This window comes from Corynebacterium phocae (genome assembly GCF_008693075.1).
Taxonomy (GTDB): Bacteria; Actinomycetota; Actinomycetes; order Mycobacteriales; family Mycobacteriaceae; genus Corynebacterium; species Corynebacterium phocae.
The window spans coordinates 19,884-34,325 of sequence record NZ_VXKJ01000045.1 but is presented as its reverse complement, the minus strand read 5'-3'; the positions used below and the strand labels follow the sequence as shown (position 1 = coordinate 34,325).

12 protein-coding genes and 1 tRNA gene are annotated in these 14,442 nt (G+C 59.3%); 8 read left to right on the top strand and 5 right to left on the bottom strand.

Annotated features, from left to right (window positions below; translation table 11 throughout):
* Positions 1 to 100: 100 nt before the first annotated feature.
* Positions 101 to 2,170, top strand: a complete 2,070-nt coding sequence (locus F4V58_RS08900; RefSeq protein WP_075735231.1) for an ATP-dependent DNA helicase UvrD2 — start codon at positions 101 to 103, stop codon at positions 2,168 to 2,170.
* On the opposite strand, the gene F4V58_RS08895 is transcribed toward F4V58_RS08900, so the two are convergent.
* A complete protein-coding gene (locus F4V58_RS08895) occupies positions 2,167 to 2,985 on the bottom strand; it encodes a hypothetical protein (RefSeq protein ID WP_075735229.1) in 819 nt (272 codons plus the stop codon). The genes F4V58_RS08900 and F4V58_RS08895 overlap by 4 nt on opposite strands.
* An 81-nt stretch (positions 2,986 to 3,066) precedes the next feature.
* On the opposite strand from F4V58_RS08895, the gene F4V58_RS08890 reads away from it, so the two are divergent.
* Positions 3,067 to 3,555 (top strand): M48 metallopeptidase family protein, encoded by a 489-nt coding sequence (locus tag F4V58_RS08890; protein WP_075735227.1) that lies wholly within the window; start codon positions 3,067 to 3,069, stop codon positions 3,553 to 3,555.
* Here the strand turns inward: F4V58_RS08890 and F4V58_RS08885 are convergent.
* On the bottom strand, positions 3,552 to 4,886 hold the full coding sequence (locus tag F4V58_RS08885; RefSeq protein ID WP_075735225.1) for a zinc-dependent metalloprotease: 1,335 nt from the start codon (positions 4,884 to 4,886) through the stop codon (positions 3,552 to 3,554). The two genes, F4V58_RS08890 and F4V58_RS08885, sit on opposite strands and share 4 nt — an antisense overlap.
* Positions 4,887 to 4,994: 108 nt before the next feature.
* Between F4V58_RS08885 and F4V58_RS08880 the strand changes: the two genes are divergently transcribed.
* Positions 4,995 to 6,077: a YlbL family protein gene (locus tag F4V58_RS08880; RefSeq protein ID WP_075735223.1), complete on the top strand. Its 1,083-nt coding sequence runs from the start codon at positions 4,995 to 4,997 to the stop codon at positions 6,075 to 6,077.
* Here F4V58_RS08880 and F4V58_RS08875 read toward each other — a convergent pair.
* Both F4V58_RS08875 and F4V58_RS08870 read right to left on the bottom strand, forming a co-directional pair.
* The gene (locus tag F4V58_RS08875) at positions 6,074 to 6,775 is read right to left on the bottom strand and encodes a beta-N-acetylglucosaminidase (RefSeq protein WP_150385776.1); all 702 of its coding nucleotides are present in this window, start codon (positions 6,773 to 6,775) and stop codon (positions 6,074 to 6,076) included. The genes F4V58_RS08880 and F4V58_RS08875 overlap by 4 nt on opposite strands.
* Before the next feature lie 83 nt (positions 6,776 to 6,858).
* Positions 6,859 to 7,389 carry a PPA1309 family protein gene (locus F4V58_RS08870; RefSeq protein WP_150385775.1) on the bottom strand — a complete coding sequence of 177 codons (531 nt, stop codon included), beginning with the start codon at positions 7,387 to 7,389 and terminating at the stop codon, positions 6,859 to 6,861.
* Positions 7,390 to 7,478: 89 nt separating this feature from the next.
* Between F4V58_RS08870 and F4V58_RS08865 the strand changes: the two genes are divergently transcribed.
* From F4V58_RS08865 to F4V58_RS08855, 3 genes are all read left to right on the top strand, one after another.
* A complete protein-coding gene (locus F4V58_RS08865) occupies positions 7,479 to 10,514 on the top strand; it encodes a UPF0182 family protein (RefSeq protein WP_075735220.1) in 3,036 nt (1,011 codons plus the stop codon).
* Positions 10,515 to 10,668: 154 nt separating this feature from the next.
* Positions 10,669 to 10,745, top strand: a tRNA-Met gene (locus F4V58_RS08860).
* A 114-nt stretch (positions 10,746 to 10,859) separates the two neighbouring features.
* Positions 10,860 to 11,207, top strand: coding sequence for a hypothetical protein (locus F4V58_RS08855; RefSeq protein ID WP_075735218.1), 348 nt, complete (start codon positions 10,860 to 10,862; stop codon positions 11,205 to 11,207).
* On the opposite strand, the gene F4V58_RS08850 is transcribed toward F4V58_RS08855, so the two are convergent.
* A complete protein-coding gene (locus tag F4V58_RS08850) occupies positions 11,208 to 12,749 on the bottom strand; it encodes an SDR family oxidoreductase (protein ID WP_075735216.1) in 1,542 nt (513 codons plus the stop codon).
* A gap of 304 nt (positions 12,750 to 13,053) precedes the next feature.
* Between F4V58_RS08850 and F4V58_RS08845 the strand changes: the two genes are divergently transcribed.
* Both F4V58_RS08845 and F4V58_RS08840 read left to right on the top strand, forming a co-directional pair.
* Positions 13,054 to 13,671 (top strand): DUF3558 family protein, encoded by a 618-nt coding sequence (locus F4V58_RS08845; RefSeq protein WP_075735214.1) that lies wholly within the window; start codon positions 13,054 to 13,056, stop codon positions 13,669 to 13,671.
* Positions 13,672 to 13,826: 155 nt separating this feature from the next.
* Entirely contained in the window at positions 13,827 to 14,441 is a 615-nt protein-coding gene (locus F4V58_RS08840; protein WP_169833319.1) for a DUF3558 family protein, read from the top strand.
* The last annotated feature ends 1 nt before the right edge of the window (position 14,442 follow it).

Here is a 14,442-nt window from a genome sequence, read left to right as displayed (position 1 = left end):
CGTGGCGGGCGGCATCGGGGGTAGTGCTGGGCGTGTAGTCGAATGTCTACCCCAGCCATTAACCTAGAGGCAAAAGAGATTGGGAACGGAAAGAAGCGCAGTGACAACACCTCAGGCCTTAGACCTCAGTTTGCTCGACGAAGACCAACGCCAGGCCGTCCTGGCTCCCCGCGGGCCGGTGTGTATTCTGGCCGGCGCGGGTACCGGTAAAACCCGTACCATTACCTACCGCATGGCCTACCTGGCGCAGCAGGGGATGATTAATCCCACCAACGTTTTGGCGGTGTCATTTACCACGCGCGCCGCGGGGGAGATGTCAGACCGCCTGAAGCGGCTGGGCGTGGGTGGCATTCAGGCGCGTACGTTCCACTCCGCCGCCATGCGGCAGCTGCAGTACTTTTGGCCCCAAGTGGTGGGAGATTTGCCGTGGAAGATTTTGCCACCGCGCGAACGCTACCAGCTGATAGGGCGGGTCACCCGCATGGCCACCATTGAGCCCAGCAAAGACAACGTGCGTGACGTCTCAGCTGAAATCGACTGGGCCAAAGCCACCCTCATTACCCCGGAGGGCTACCCGGAGGCGGTGCAAAGGTTCAGCCGCAAGCCGCCGGCCAAGCCGGAGCTAGTGGCCAAGGCCTACGCCAAGTATGAGGAGCTTAAGGCCTCCCCGGAGGGGATGGCCCTGGACTTCTCCGACCTGTTGGCCCACGTGGCGGGGGCTATTGAGACTTCGCCCGGCGTCGCGGAGCAGTTCCGCCAGCAGTACCGTACCTTTGTGGTGGATGAGTACCAGGATGTCACCCCGCTGCAGCAGCGGGTGTTAGAGGCCTGGCTGGGGCCGCGCCAAGACCTGACCGTGGTGGGAGACGCCAACCAGACCATTTACTCCTTTGCGGGTGCTACCCCGGACAATTTGTTGAATTTTTCGCGCACTTACAAAGACGCCGTGGTGGTCAAGCTGCAGCGCGACTACCGCTCCACGCCCCAGATCACCGATCTTGCTAATGAGGTTATCTCGAAGGCCACGGGGCGCATGGCGGGAACCCGGCTGGAACTAGAAGGCATGCGCCCCAACGGCCCGCGTCCGAAGTTTAAAGCCTACGAGTCCGAGCCACAGGAGGCCGCAGAGGTAGCCGCGCAGATTCTCAAGCTGATTAGGCGCGGGGTGCCGGAGTCTGAGATTGCGGTGCTTTACCGCATCAATAGCCAGTCGCTGGCGCTGGAGGAGGCGCTGGCGGACGCGGGGATAAGCTATCAAGTCCGGGGCGGGGAGGGTTTTTTTGACCGGGCAGAGATTAGGCTGGCCATCGGGGAGCTGGTCAAGGCATCCCGGCGCACCGACTTGCCGGATGACCCGGTGCAGGTAACACGCGCGGCGCTGGCCGGTATTGGTTACAGTTCGCAGGAGCCGGAAGGTGCGCAGGCGCGGGAGCGGTGGCAGCTGCTGGATGCATTGGTGGGGTTGGTGGAACAACAGGTAGCTACCATGCCCGGAATCACCCTGACGGGCGTGATTGAGGACTTGCAGCAGCGCCGGGCAAACAAGCAGCCGCCCACGGTAAACGGGGTGACGCTGGCCACCATTCACGCGGCCAAAGGTTTGGAATGGGACGCGGTTTTCCTGGTGGGCGTCACGGAGAACCTGTTGCCGTTCAGGCACGCCATTAAGGCCGGCGGGGAACAACTGGAAGAAGAGCGCCGGTTGTTCTACGTAGGGATCACCCGCGCGCGCGAGCACCTGCAAATTTCTTGGCCGCTGGCCAAGAACCCTGATAGCCCGGCAAACCGCAAGCGTTCGCGCTTCCTGGATGGGATTGTTCCCTCGTTGCAGGCCTCTTCGGGCAAATCGCGGACCTCCCGCGCAAAGGCTTGCCGGGTGTGCCGCCAGCCGTTGTCACTGGCGGCGGAAAAAGCTTTGGGCCGGCATGAGGACTGTGATGGCGGTATGGAAGAGGGACTCTTCCGGGCTCTGCGTTCTTGGCGGGCCCAGCGGGCTAAGGAGATGGGGTGCCCAGCGTATATCGTATTTTCGGATATCACCTTGACCAATATCGCGGAATCAAAGCCGCGTGACAACGCTGACCTGCTGAGCATTCCCGGCGTAGGCCCTATGAAAATCAATAACTTTGGAGCAGAGATATTGCAGATAGTGTCTTCCCACGGCGCTTAGCCGGCGCAGAAAAGGCAGCGTGGGTGAGGCTCAATGAAGCGCTGAAGGTTGCGGCCAAAAACGTCGATTTCCTGCGTTTCCCCGGGCATCCAGCGGGTGGGGGTAGAGCCCGGTAGCAGCGGCGCGCCGGTTAGGAACCGGGCTAGCGCAACCACGTGGATTTGCGCAGCAGTTACCACTAGGGGGTCCAGCTCCGGCCAGTGGTTTTCACTGGCTTGCAGCAGCTTGTCCCATCTGGGGTCAATTTCGGCGCGGAAGAGGTTGAAGCACGCTGGGCATGCCCCTTGCTTGTTTTTGCGCAAGGGTCCCAGTACTACCCGCGTATCAAAGCCGGTCACGGGGATGATGATGGCTTGGCGGCGGTGGGCGTTGGCGGCCAGGATATGCGATTGGTAGAGCGAGTCTACCGCGAAGACGGGGATGGGCCGGGGGTCATCCTCGATTATCGGGTGTGGACGCATGCGGACGGCAAAGCCGTTGGATTTTAACGCCCCAAACACGGAGTATGCCAGGGGGGATTTCCCTACTACTTCAACGGCGGCGGGCGGTGGTGGCTGGTACCAGAGCCCGAAGTCGAGGAACTCACCCACCAGCAGGGCCGCTGCGGCCGGGGTAAGCCCCGTGGTCACCAACAGCCCCGTTAGTTGACTGACGGTGGTGGTGCGCGGGTGTAGTTGCAGCGCAGCGGCTACCGCAGCGGCTTTTTCTACGCTAATTGCGCCGGCCCGGGTGGCGTCAAGCCCAAATTGAAGTAAGTCCACCTCGCGGGCAAGGAAGCTCACCCCGGGCGCAAGCCGGATGCTGCTGTCTGTCATTTTTCCCCCTTAATACGCGCTGGCTTTCCCCTCAAAGCCAACTAGCTTTCCACCTTAGCACCACGTGTAGAATGGTGAGTCATGTCTAAAGTGAAAGTTATCCGTTCTGCACGGCGGAAGAAGTCCGCGGACGCGCGGTGGGTAGAGGGGATCGTTGAAGTCCGGATCCCGGCGTGGTTGAGCGCTGAGCAGGAGCGGGAGGTGGTCGCGGAGATGGTGGAGAAATTGCAGTCCAAGACCACTTCCGTGCGGTCTAGTGATGAGGATCTGGTGCGGAGGGCAGCGAAGTTGAATGACTCGCTGTTAGCGGGCCAGGCGCGCCTGGGCTCCATCCGTTGGGTATCTAACCAAAACACCCGGTGGGGCAGTTGCACGCTGGCCACGGGGGACATTCGCCTCAGTGACAGGCTTCAGCAGGTGCCTGATTACGTCCTGGATTCGGTGATAGTCCACGAGCTGGTGCATACGTTCATCCCTGGCCACGGCCCAGATTTTTGGCTTTGGGCGGACAAGGCCCCCCAGGCCGAGAGGGCCAAGGGCTATCTTGATGCCTATGAGCGCTTTAGCTAGGAGTCTTTGCCTTCTTCATCTTCGGAGCGCAGCATTTCTTCTAGTTTGGCAAGTTCTTCTTCGAAGCCGTCGGTGGGTTGGTCATCAAGCAGGCCGTCAATGAAAGAAGCCGGGTTGCGCAGCTGTTCCGAGTCGGGCAGCAGGTCGGGGTGGTCCCAGGACTTGTCGCGCTTCTCGGTGCCCACGGCCACGGTAACGCGCCGCCAGAGTTCTGCGGCTGTGTCCACGGCGGGAGCAGTGATTTCGATGCCTACTACCCGCGAGAGAGCGTGGTCCGCGGACCCGCCGGAGTTGGTGCGGCGAGACCACGCGGCGGCTAGTTCGGTGGTGTATTTAATCCGGTCTTTCAGCGCCTCGTATACCACGACATCCACCCAGCCTTCCACTAGTGCAAGCAGGGTTTCTAGGCGGGCGGTGGCTCCGGCGTTGCGTGAGGTCACGCGGGGAGTAAGGTCCATGCCTTGCAGGCGGGACATGGCGTCTTGGATGGCCTGGGGGTCACCGGATTCCAGGTTGAGCTCCCGGGTGGCTTCCTCGATGTGGGAGGTGTCTATTTCTAGTCCCAGCGCGTATTCCTCTACGGAGGAGACAATGTGTTCTACGAGCCACGGCACTTGGGTAAACAGGCGCTGGCGGGCGGCCTCGCGTGCGGCGATGTAGACCATGACTTCTTGGTCGGGGACATCAATGCTGCTAGCGATGGACTGGACGTTGGTGGTAACCACGGCGGTGGTACCGGCGGGGGAGACGGGCAGTCCAAAGTCCGCGCCGGTGAGCGCTTGCTTTGCCAGGTCGCCTAAGGAGGTTCCCAGCTGCATGGCGGCGTTCATACCGGAGAATTGTTTCATCATCTGCGCCATGGGACCCATCATTTCCCGGGCTTCTTCCGGCAGGGAGTCCAACTGGGCGGAGTTGGCGTGTTCTGCTACCGGGCCGGCCAGACGTGACCACATGGGCAGGGTGTTGTCCAACCAGTCTGCGGCGTTCCAGGCTGCGACTTTGTTGTTGGAGGCTGGCAGTGCGGTGGAATCATTGAGCCACAGTTCGACGAGCCTGACGGATTGCTCTACTGCCTTGGCGTCCTCCGGCCCAACGGACTTGGGGGTGCCCAGGCGTTGTTTGGCTAGGCGCGTGGCCATCTCCGTATTGATGGGCCCGGAGTTATCCGGACTGTTCATGCTGGAGCCCATGCCGGAGAGCATGGCACCAAATTGCCCCAGTATGTCCCCTAGACCACCGCCAAAGGGGTCTTGGTTATTGCCGTCGCGGTCTTTGTCACCGTTGTCGCCGTTGTTGGGAAAGTTAAATCCAAAGCCAAATCCGTTACTCATATCTCCCCAATGTACAGGCCTGGCGCTAGTTTCTTCCAGGAAGCTCCTACGCTGGTAGCGAACACGGCGTTGGCACCCGGGAGATGGAAGCTAGTAGGCTTAGGCCTTGTGAAATCCTCCCATAACCCCCGTTTACGTACCTTGACCTGGGGAGCGCTGCCCCTGGTGGTGCTAACCGCCGCCGCTACCTTGGACCACATTCCGGGCACAAATATCTCGCTGACGGTCCCCTATGCCGCGGAAGGGCCGGGGCCCACGGTTGACACGTTGGGCATGGCGGACGGCGTTGAGGTGGTAGAAATCTCCGCCCAAGATGAGGCGGGGATAACCATCGACGATCCCGCGGGGCAGCTGAACATGACCACGGTTGCGGTAAGGACCAACATGACGTTGGTGCAGGCGCTAGGCCGGTGGATCGGCTCCGGGGATACCTTGGTGCCCATCGAGGCTATTTTTCCCAAGGGCCACTCGGAGGAGGAAGTCCAGGAGGCCAACCAGATTGCTTTTTCCCAGTCCGAGTCAGCCGCCACCCTGGTAGCCATGGATTACCTGCAGCTACCGGTTCACGTGGAGGTAGCCGGCGTGGCGGAGGACTCCGCAGCCGCGGGCACGCTGGAACAAGATGACATTCTCTTAGCCTTAGATGGCAAAAAAATCACGCAGCCTCAACAGGCTCAGGAAGTTATCCAGGCCAAAAAGCCCGGGGATAAGCTGCAGGTTACTGTTGAGCGCGCGGGGAAGGAACTGCATAAGACGGTGACGCTAAAGGAGCACCCCGAGACCAAGGGCCAGGCCCTGCTGGGAATTTTGATGATCACCGTGCCGGATAATGGCCTGGAGGTCAATTACAACCTGGAAGATATCGGCGGGCCCTCGGCCGGCATGATGTTTACCCTGGCCGTCATCGACAAGCTTTCCCCGGGGGACCTTACTGGGGGGCATTTCGTGGCTGGTACCGGAACTATTGAGCCGGACGGAACGGTGGGGGCCATCGGCGGCATTGTGCACAAGGTGCGCGCAGCGAAAGACGCCGGCGCGGAGCTGTTTTTGGCCCCGGCGGACAATTGTGCGGAGGCCGTGAGCCGCAGCACCGGGGACATGGTGGTGGCCCGGGTGGAAGATATCGAGGACGCCACCCAGGCGCTGGAGGACTTTGCCGCCGGGCGCCCGGTGGTTGCCTGCGAGGACTAGATAACGTCTAGCTCGCGCAGCTTTACCTCTGGGTCCGCTTGGTCGGTGGAGATCATCTGCTGCATGACTAGGCCGTGGCTGTTGTCAACCACGGTCAACACGGCGGTGGTGCCAAAGGTGGACCAGCCCACCACGCGGTCCCCGTCGTCCTCTAGCACGCGCGAGGAGCGCAGCTCGGTGAGAACCTGCGTAGTCTGCGCGGCCTTGGAGTCGGATTTGAAGAACTGGAACTGGCCTACCTCGGGCCCGGAGCAGTTGAAGCTGTCTTTCAACCCGGCGGGGTCGCAGGAGGTGAATTGCTCGAAGAGGCTGCGGGGGGCGATGGGCTCGAAGGTCTCATAGACCTCCGCGACGGCCTCATCCATGTCTGCTGGTGCTGCCGATACCCCCGTGGTTTCCGTCGCACTTCCAGTCACCGTGGCAGTGGTGCCTTTAGTGCCGCTAGTAGCGGTCTCCGACGTCTTCATCTTCGCGGCCGTGGAAGCCTCGGCGCTGCTGGTGGTGGTGACCACCACGGAGGTAGTTGAGACCTCTGCGGAGGTTGTCTCAACCGCGGACGCGGCTGTGCTGGGTGCTGGGGCGGCGGGGACATCATCTGGTTCAGCTCCACCGCCACAGGCGCTGAGTGTAAGCGGGAGGGTTAAAAAGGCTAGGGCTAGGGTTGTTGCCCGGGCACTGCGGTGCGGGGGAAAAATCACGGGGACTCCTAATTTTTGTAAGGACTAGATACTAAACACTCTAGTGAACGTCGTTGGTTTCGCACGCGTGGCCGTGGGAATGGTCACACTTGTTCCGGGTCTTGCTCGAGCCCGGCGCGTAAGGCCGCGAGCACTCCCGGTGCTACACCTGGGCCGCCGCGCAGTTGGATTTCATCCTGGGAAAACGGCCCAGCGGCTTCCAGTTCCTCTTCGGTGGGCCGCAGCTGCAGGAGGGTGAGTTCCACGGCATCTTCGCGCAGTACGCCGCTGAAAAGGCGGGCTGGGCGGGGGGCATCGGCCGGCTGGGAAGCGTCGCGAAAGACAATCTCTTGGGCCAAAACAACGCCAGCTACCTCCGCTGGCCAGGCCAAACGGGCTACGTACTCCGCTAGTTGCTCTGAGCCGGGCTCTATATTATCTGGCAGGTTATCCTGCACTACGAGCGTGAGCGGTGCTGAATCCGCCTCGATGTCGATGTGGTCTACCAGCAACGCGGTGGGAACCAACGCAAATAGGGTGGGGGCGGCGTCCCAGCCTTCCCCGTGGACGAATTCGACCGCCTCGCGCATGGCGCGGTTGAGGGCTTTTTGCGAAGGGTTAGTGGGGGAACTCATATTAGACCTCATTCGTTATTGACATGGTGCTTGTCTTAAGCTTGCAAGTCTATACCGCTTTGTTTTCTACTACATGATTGGAGCTGGCGTTGGCAAACGCATTTTCCCAAGCCACTTCCCCCGTTAGACGCCCACCGAAGGCCTTTAGCATGATCGCACTAGTCGCTGCGTTCGTGATGTTCCTAGGTCCAATGCTGGTGGGCTTTTATACGGACTGGAGGTGGTTTGGCGCAATTGATTACCGTGACGTCTTTACCATCACTGTTGTATCCCGGCTGGTCATCTTCCTGGTGGGTGCGCTTTTTGCGGCCGCCATTGTGGCCATAGCCGCGTTCTTTGTCTGGCGGGGCAGGCCGGACACTTTGGATCTTGGTTTAGGTGACTTGAACTCCCCGGTTTATGCCTACCGGCAGTCGATTGAAAAGACGGTCAAGACTTTCTTAACCTACCTTCCGCTGATTGTTGGCATTGGTGCCGGCGTAATTTTGCAGTCGGGCTGGCGCTCCATACTGCTGTTTTTGAACTCCCAGCCCTTTGGCGTCAAGGATCCCCAATTTGGGCATGACCTTGGGTTCTATGCTTTCCAGTTGCCGGTTATCCAAACCGTCTTGGACAGCTTGTCCATGCTGGCCATTTTGTGCCTGCTCATTGCGCTGGCCGGGCATTACGTCTTGGGCGGAATTCGCATTGGTTCCCAAGCGTCCGGCGTCCGGGGCGGGCTGACTAAGGCTGCGCGCGTGCAGCTATCTGTCACCGCCGGCATCTGGATGCTCCTGCAGGTAGCCGGGTACTGGTTTGACCGCTACTCATTGATGTTTAACCAGCACTCTACTTTCACCGGTGCGTCTTATACAGACTTGAATGCGTACCTGCCGGCCAAGATCATTTTGATGATCATCGGCGTGTTTGTGGCGGTGGCCTTCTTCATGGCTATTGTGGTCAAGGACCTGCGTATCCCGGGGCTGGCAGTAGTGTTGATGCTGCTTTCCTCGTTGGTTATCGGTACGGCTTGGCCCATGATGATGGAGCAGTTCTCCGTTACGCCAAACCGTCAGTCCAAAGAAGCGGAGTCCATCTCCCGCAATATTGAGGCCACCCGCTACGCCTACGGAATTACCGATGAAGAGGTTGACTACGTGGAAGATTGGGGCGCACGTGAGGCCACTAAGCAGGAGGTGGCGGAAGACTCCGCCACTATCTCTAACCTGCGCCTGCTGGATCCCGATATCCTGAGTGACACCTTCACCCAGATGCAGCAGCTGCGTAACTTCTACGGTTTCCCGGACACGTTGTCCATGGACCGCTACGAAACCGATGGGGAAATGCGCGACTTTGTGGTTGCTGCCCGTGAGCTTGATCCCAACGCCTTGAGCGAAAACCAGCTCAACTGGATTAACCGCCACACCGTGTACACGCACGGTAACGGGTTTATTGCGGCGGAAGCCAATAAGGTAGACGCCGTGGCGCGTGACGCCGGTTCTACCCGTGGTGGCTTCCCCGTGTTCACGGTCGCAGACCTGCAAACCCAGGCCGGCAAGAAGTCTGAGGGCGTGGGGGAGACCCAAAATGTTGAGGACTCCCTTGGTATCAAGGTCGAACAGCCACGCACCTACTTTGGCCCGGTTATCGCTTCCGCGCGCGACGGCCTGGATTATGCCATCGTGGGACAAACCGGTGACCAGCCGGTTGAGTACGACACTGATAACTCCAACTACACCTACGACGGCACCGGCGGCGTGTCCATTGGCAAAATTTGGGACCGTGCCGCTTATGCCGCCAAGTACGGTGAGCTGAAGTTCTTACTGTCCGACCGCGTGGGAGAAAGCTCGCAGATCCTCTACGACCGCGACCCCCGCCAGCGCGTGGAACAGGTAGCCCCATGGCTGACCACCGACTCCAGCACTTACCCGGCGGTAATTGACGGCCGCATCAAGTGGATTGTGGACGGCTACACCACCTTGTCCGCGCTGCCTTATGCGCAGCGTACCCAGCTGGCGGAGACCACCGTTGACTCCCTGAACCCGGACGGAACCACCCAGCGTTTGGTTAATGACAACGTGGGCTATATCCGCAACTCTGTAAAGGCCACGGTTGACGCCTATGACGGCTCCGTGACCCTGTATGAGTTTGATACCGAGGACCCCGTGTTGAAGGCCTGGCGCGGTGTGTTCCCAGATGTGGTCAAGCCCAAGACGGAAATCTCCGCGGAACTGCAGTCCCACCTGCGCTACCCACAGGATATGTTCAAGGTGCAGCGCAACCTGCTGGCCCGTTATCACATCGATGACCCGGCGGTGTTCTTCACCAACGACGCCTTCTGGTCCGTGCCAGAAGATCCCAATTCCCCGGAGGGAACCGTTGCTCTTAACCAGCCGCCGTACTACGTCATGGCCGCTGATCCGGAAACCAACGAGCCCTCCTTCCAGCTGATCACCACCTTCCGTGGCTTTAGCCGTGAGTTCCTGGCCGCCCACATGACGGTGCAGTCCGATCCGGAGAATTACGGCAAGATCACCGTGCGCGTGCTGCCCACCAATACCCAGACCCAAGGCCCTAAGCAGGTCCAGGACGCCATGATGTCATCTGACCAGGTGGCCCGTGACCGCTCGCTGTGGAAGAGCACCAATGATTTGGAGTACGGCAATCTACTGGCCCTTCCCATTGGCAATGGTTCCATCCTCTACTTGGAGCCTATTTACTCCAAGCGCAAGGATCAGGAATCGGCGTTCCCTAAGTTGCTGCGCGTACTGGTGTCCTACAACGGCGCTATTGGTTACGCTCCCTCAATTTCCGAGGCGCTAGCCCAGGTGGGTATTGACCCCAAGGAGGCGCAGGATATTGAGGAGCTGGATGGCACCAAGCCCGATAAGGCAAAGCCCGCCGATGCCCCCGTGGATAACCAACCAGCCTCCGCCCCGGCGGCCAGTGATGAGGGTGAGGCAATAGCCCGCATCAACGACGCCTTGCGCGGTATCGAGACCGCTCGTTCCGGCACCCATGAGGAGTACGGACGCGCGCTCGACGCACTGGATAGGGCGGTAGCCGACTATCAGGCGCTCACCAACCCAGCGGCCGGCACAGATGCCGCTGACAAGCCCAAGGCCGAGGATGTAGAAGAGTCCTAGGACCCAGCTAAACGAGCGTAAGTCGCCCGGGCACCGCAATAAAACTGCGGTGACCGGGCGATTTTGCCTTTCTTGGCAAGGTCTGTATAGTTACTTGAGTCGCCAGCAAGGAAGTCACTTCCTTGCCAGTGAAGATGAATGGAAGTTCATCCGACGCGGGGTGGAGCAGCTCGGTAGCTCGCTGGGCTCATAACCCAGAGGTCGCAGGTTCAAATCCTGTCCCCGCTACCAACTTCCACGTTACCCCCTCTCCGGAGGGGGTTTCGTTTTGCCAAAATCCCTTGACTCCCCCCGTAGACCGGTATCCTCGGTGGCACCAGTTGTCGCAAGAAGGGAGATCAAAAAATGCAACAGATATCGAAAAGCAACGCCGTCTGGGGGACCGTCTGCTTTCTGCTTCTGTTCGCCGGATGCACGCTGCTGTCCGTCTACCTTGAAGAAGAGACCGCGACCCGCACGGACAACATCTTCATCGCGGCCCTGCCACTGCTCATTGGAGCAAGTGGTCTGGGCTTTTTGGTGGTGGCCAAGCACTTCCGCGCCACCATGGCCTACGGCATTCCTGCCGTGGTATTCGCACTGGCGGTCACCTTCGTGGCCCCCTCCGCTCTGACCAGGATTTTGAACCTCATCCTGTTCACCGCCTTGGTCATAGCGTTGTGGTACCAGCGGGCAACCGCCACCGAAACTTAATTACTTGTCTTTTTCGGTTGCGGCCGCCGCGGCCGCAATGTTGGCGGCCATCACTGGGAACACGAACGTGTGGAACGGTGCGATTACCCACCAATACAGGTGCCCCAACCAGGTAGCCGGAACGTAGTGCGCTGTCTGGTGGTAGACGGAGGTGCCATCCCCGTTGTCCTCCGCCTCAAGCTCCAGCCACGCATGGCCGTCTAGTCTCATTTCTGCTCGCAGCACCAGCGTGTTTGGTGCGTCGATGTATTCCACGCGCCACCAGTCAATACGGTCGCCTTTAGAGAGTTTGTTGGGGTTACGGCGGCCTCCCAGGCCTGGTCCTCCCACCAGCCGGTCAAGCACACCGCGGATCTTCCACAACGCCGAGGTGGAATACCAGCCGTGGTCGCCGCCGATCCCCTCAATTACTGCCCAGAGTTTCTCAGCGGGGGCATCGACGTCCTTAGTCCTGGTGTCTTTGTACACGGTCTGGCCCGCCCACTGTGGGTCAGAGGGGAGTAGCTCTGCGGGATTATCGTCAGATTTACGCCAAGAATCCAGCCAGGAGGTGGCAACGTTATCCTCGCTGCGGCGCTCCAACGCCAGTTTTACGGAGTCTGGGTAGTCTAAGAGGCCGCCCTCCGGGACGGGGATAATCTCGTTGATGTCATCGTTGTGGGTCACTGCATCCTCAGCCATGGACTGTGCCAGTGGCTTAGCTATCCCGAAGGGTGCCGGGGTAACCAGCGCTATCCACGCACCTGAGAGGGTGTCCAATGGCAGGCGGAACGGCAAAGAATAGATCCGGTTGCGGTGGCCGCGTTGTTTCCCGAACAGGCTCAGCAGCTGCTTGAATTTATACACGCGACCGCCGCCAATGTCGTAGCCGCGGTTGTATCCTTGGTCCAAGTCCGCGCAGTGCGCCAAGTAGTAGATGGCGTCGCGGATAGATATTGGCTCAATCTTGTTGTTGATCCAGTGAGGCGTGACCATGATGGGCAATCGGTCCGACAGGTGGCGGATGATTTCGAAAGAAGCCGATCCGGAACCGATGAGGGTCGCTGCCCGGAGCACGATGGTATCCACAGGGGAATCCAGCAGGATCCTGGCAACGCGTTCGCGCGAGCGCATGTGTTTGGATAAGCTTTCTAATTCGGCGTCTGGGGGGATGAGCCCGGAGAGATAGACAATCTGCCGTACACCCGCAGCCTCCGCTGCGCGCGCTATATTTTCAGCAATCTCTGCCTCTTCCTTCTCAAAGTCTTTTGCTTTGCCCATGGAGTGGACCAGATAATAAAGAACGTCTACGTCTTCGACGGCCTTGGTGATGTCTTCGTAGTTGTTGAGGTCGGCCGCCGCGTGCTCAACGTCATCGAACCAATCGAAGCGCTTGAGTGAATCTACGCTACGGCTGGTGGCGCGGACGGTAAAACCCGCGTCAACAAGTGCCGGAATAAGCCGGCCGCCAACGTAGCCGGTGGCCCCGGTGACCAGGATGCGGCGGTCCGAGTGATCCGCTTGCTCTAGTGGCGGTTGTGCATCTGTGGATGAAGTATCCATGAGGTGGGGGGCTCCTTAAAGGTTGAATTTTCCCCCACACTACCTGTACCTCCTTGAAATAAGCTCAAACTCAATCTTCTGGTCCTCCGGCACTGCCACGGAAAAACCTTCAGATTTCAGGCCCGGTCAACTACCAGATGGCTTTTGCTGCGGTGTGGCTACACCCGGCCAAGGCCTCTGGCGGGTTTAGCAGTGGGGTGACAAAAGCACCGGTGTGGTGCATACTTGAAGCTATAAGATATTTTTCAAACTCAGGTCTACCTGTCGCCTGGAGAAGTGAAGAAGTTAAATACTCGGGGGAGTGATGGTGAAATCAGTTTATTTAGCGGTGGCCGTAGTAGGTGCCGCGTCGTTGTTGGGGGCGTGCGGGGCGGAGTCCACTGCGCGGACAGAAGCGGCCCGGGCCGGAACTATTGAAGCGGTGCCGGCCTCAACTCGGGCCGTTGAGCCTAGTGTGTGGGATACGTGGTCCATGCCGGAGCTGGGGCCTTTTGATGAGTCTTTGGCACCTGATGAGTTGTTTCAGCCTTGCCGTGATATTCCGGTGGAGGTTGATGAGGCGTTGGGGATTGAGATTGACCGCAATAGCCCGGAATACTTGATGCCCGTGATGTGCTTTCTCAGGGTTGAGGGCTGGGACAGTAAGGGGGCATCTCTGATGATCGGGACCAAGCCCAGTTCACTCGATGTATGGGTCACCGTCCTCGGTCTCGATGTTGAAGGTGAAATTCCGGGGTTTCCTGGGGCGGTAATCACCCGTGACCCGCAGTTAGCGCCCGAGGCCGGCTGTCAAGCCTTGGTGGAAACTGTACGAGGGACGGTCGAGGTTTCATATTTTTCCATAAATCCCCGGCCAAGCGGCGAAACATTCTGCGAGGTCCCTGCTCGTATTCTTAGCGAGCTTTTCCGGATGGATGGCTAAAACGCTAGGTGCTCTTGTGTCTCGAGGTTTGCGCTGCACAGCTTTTGAAGGTGGGCGGTTAGCGTCCTTGGGTGTGAGGTGAGTCATTTCAAATTGAGTTGTGTTGAGTTAATATTTTTTAAAAGTCGATAATTTATATACTCGGGGGAGAGATTGTGAAGTTAGTTTATTTAGCGGTGGCCGTAGTAGGTGCCACGTCGTTGTTGGGGGCGTGCGGGGCGGAGTCCACTGCGCGGACAGAAGCGTCCCGGGCCGGAACTATTGAAGCGGTGCCGGCCTCAACTCGGGCCGTTGAGCCTAGTGTGTGGGATACGTGGTCCATGCCGGAGCTGGGGCCTTTTGATGAGTCTTTGGCACCTGATGAGTTGTTTCAGCCTTGCCGTGATATTCCGGTGGAAGTAGAGGATGCGTTGGGGATTGAGATTGACCGCAACGGCCCGGAATACTTGATGCCAGGGGCGTGTTTGTTCACGGTAAATAACTGGGACAGCAAGGGGGGAGCTTTAATGATTGGAACCAAACCTGTCTCACTTCAGGATTGGGTCACCGTCCTCGGTCTTGATGTTGAAAGCGAGGTTCCCGGGTTTCACGGAGCAGTAGTTACACGCAACCCGGTGTACGTTACTGAGGCTGATTGCGAAGCCCTGGTGGAAACCACCAGAGGGACCGTTGGGGTTGCGTATACAAACGTTGATCTGCAACCAAGCGGCAAAACATTCTGCGAGGTCCCTGCTCGCGTCCTTAGCGAGCTTTTTCGGATGGAGGACTGAA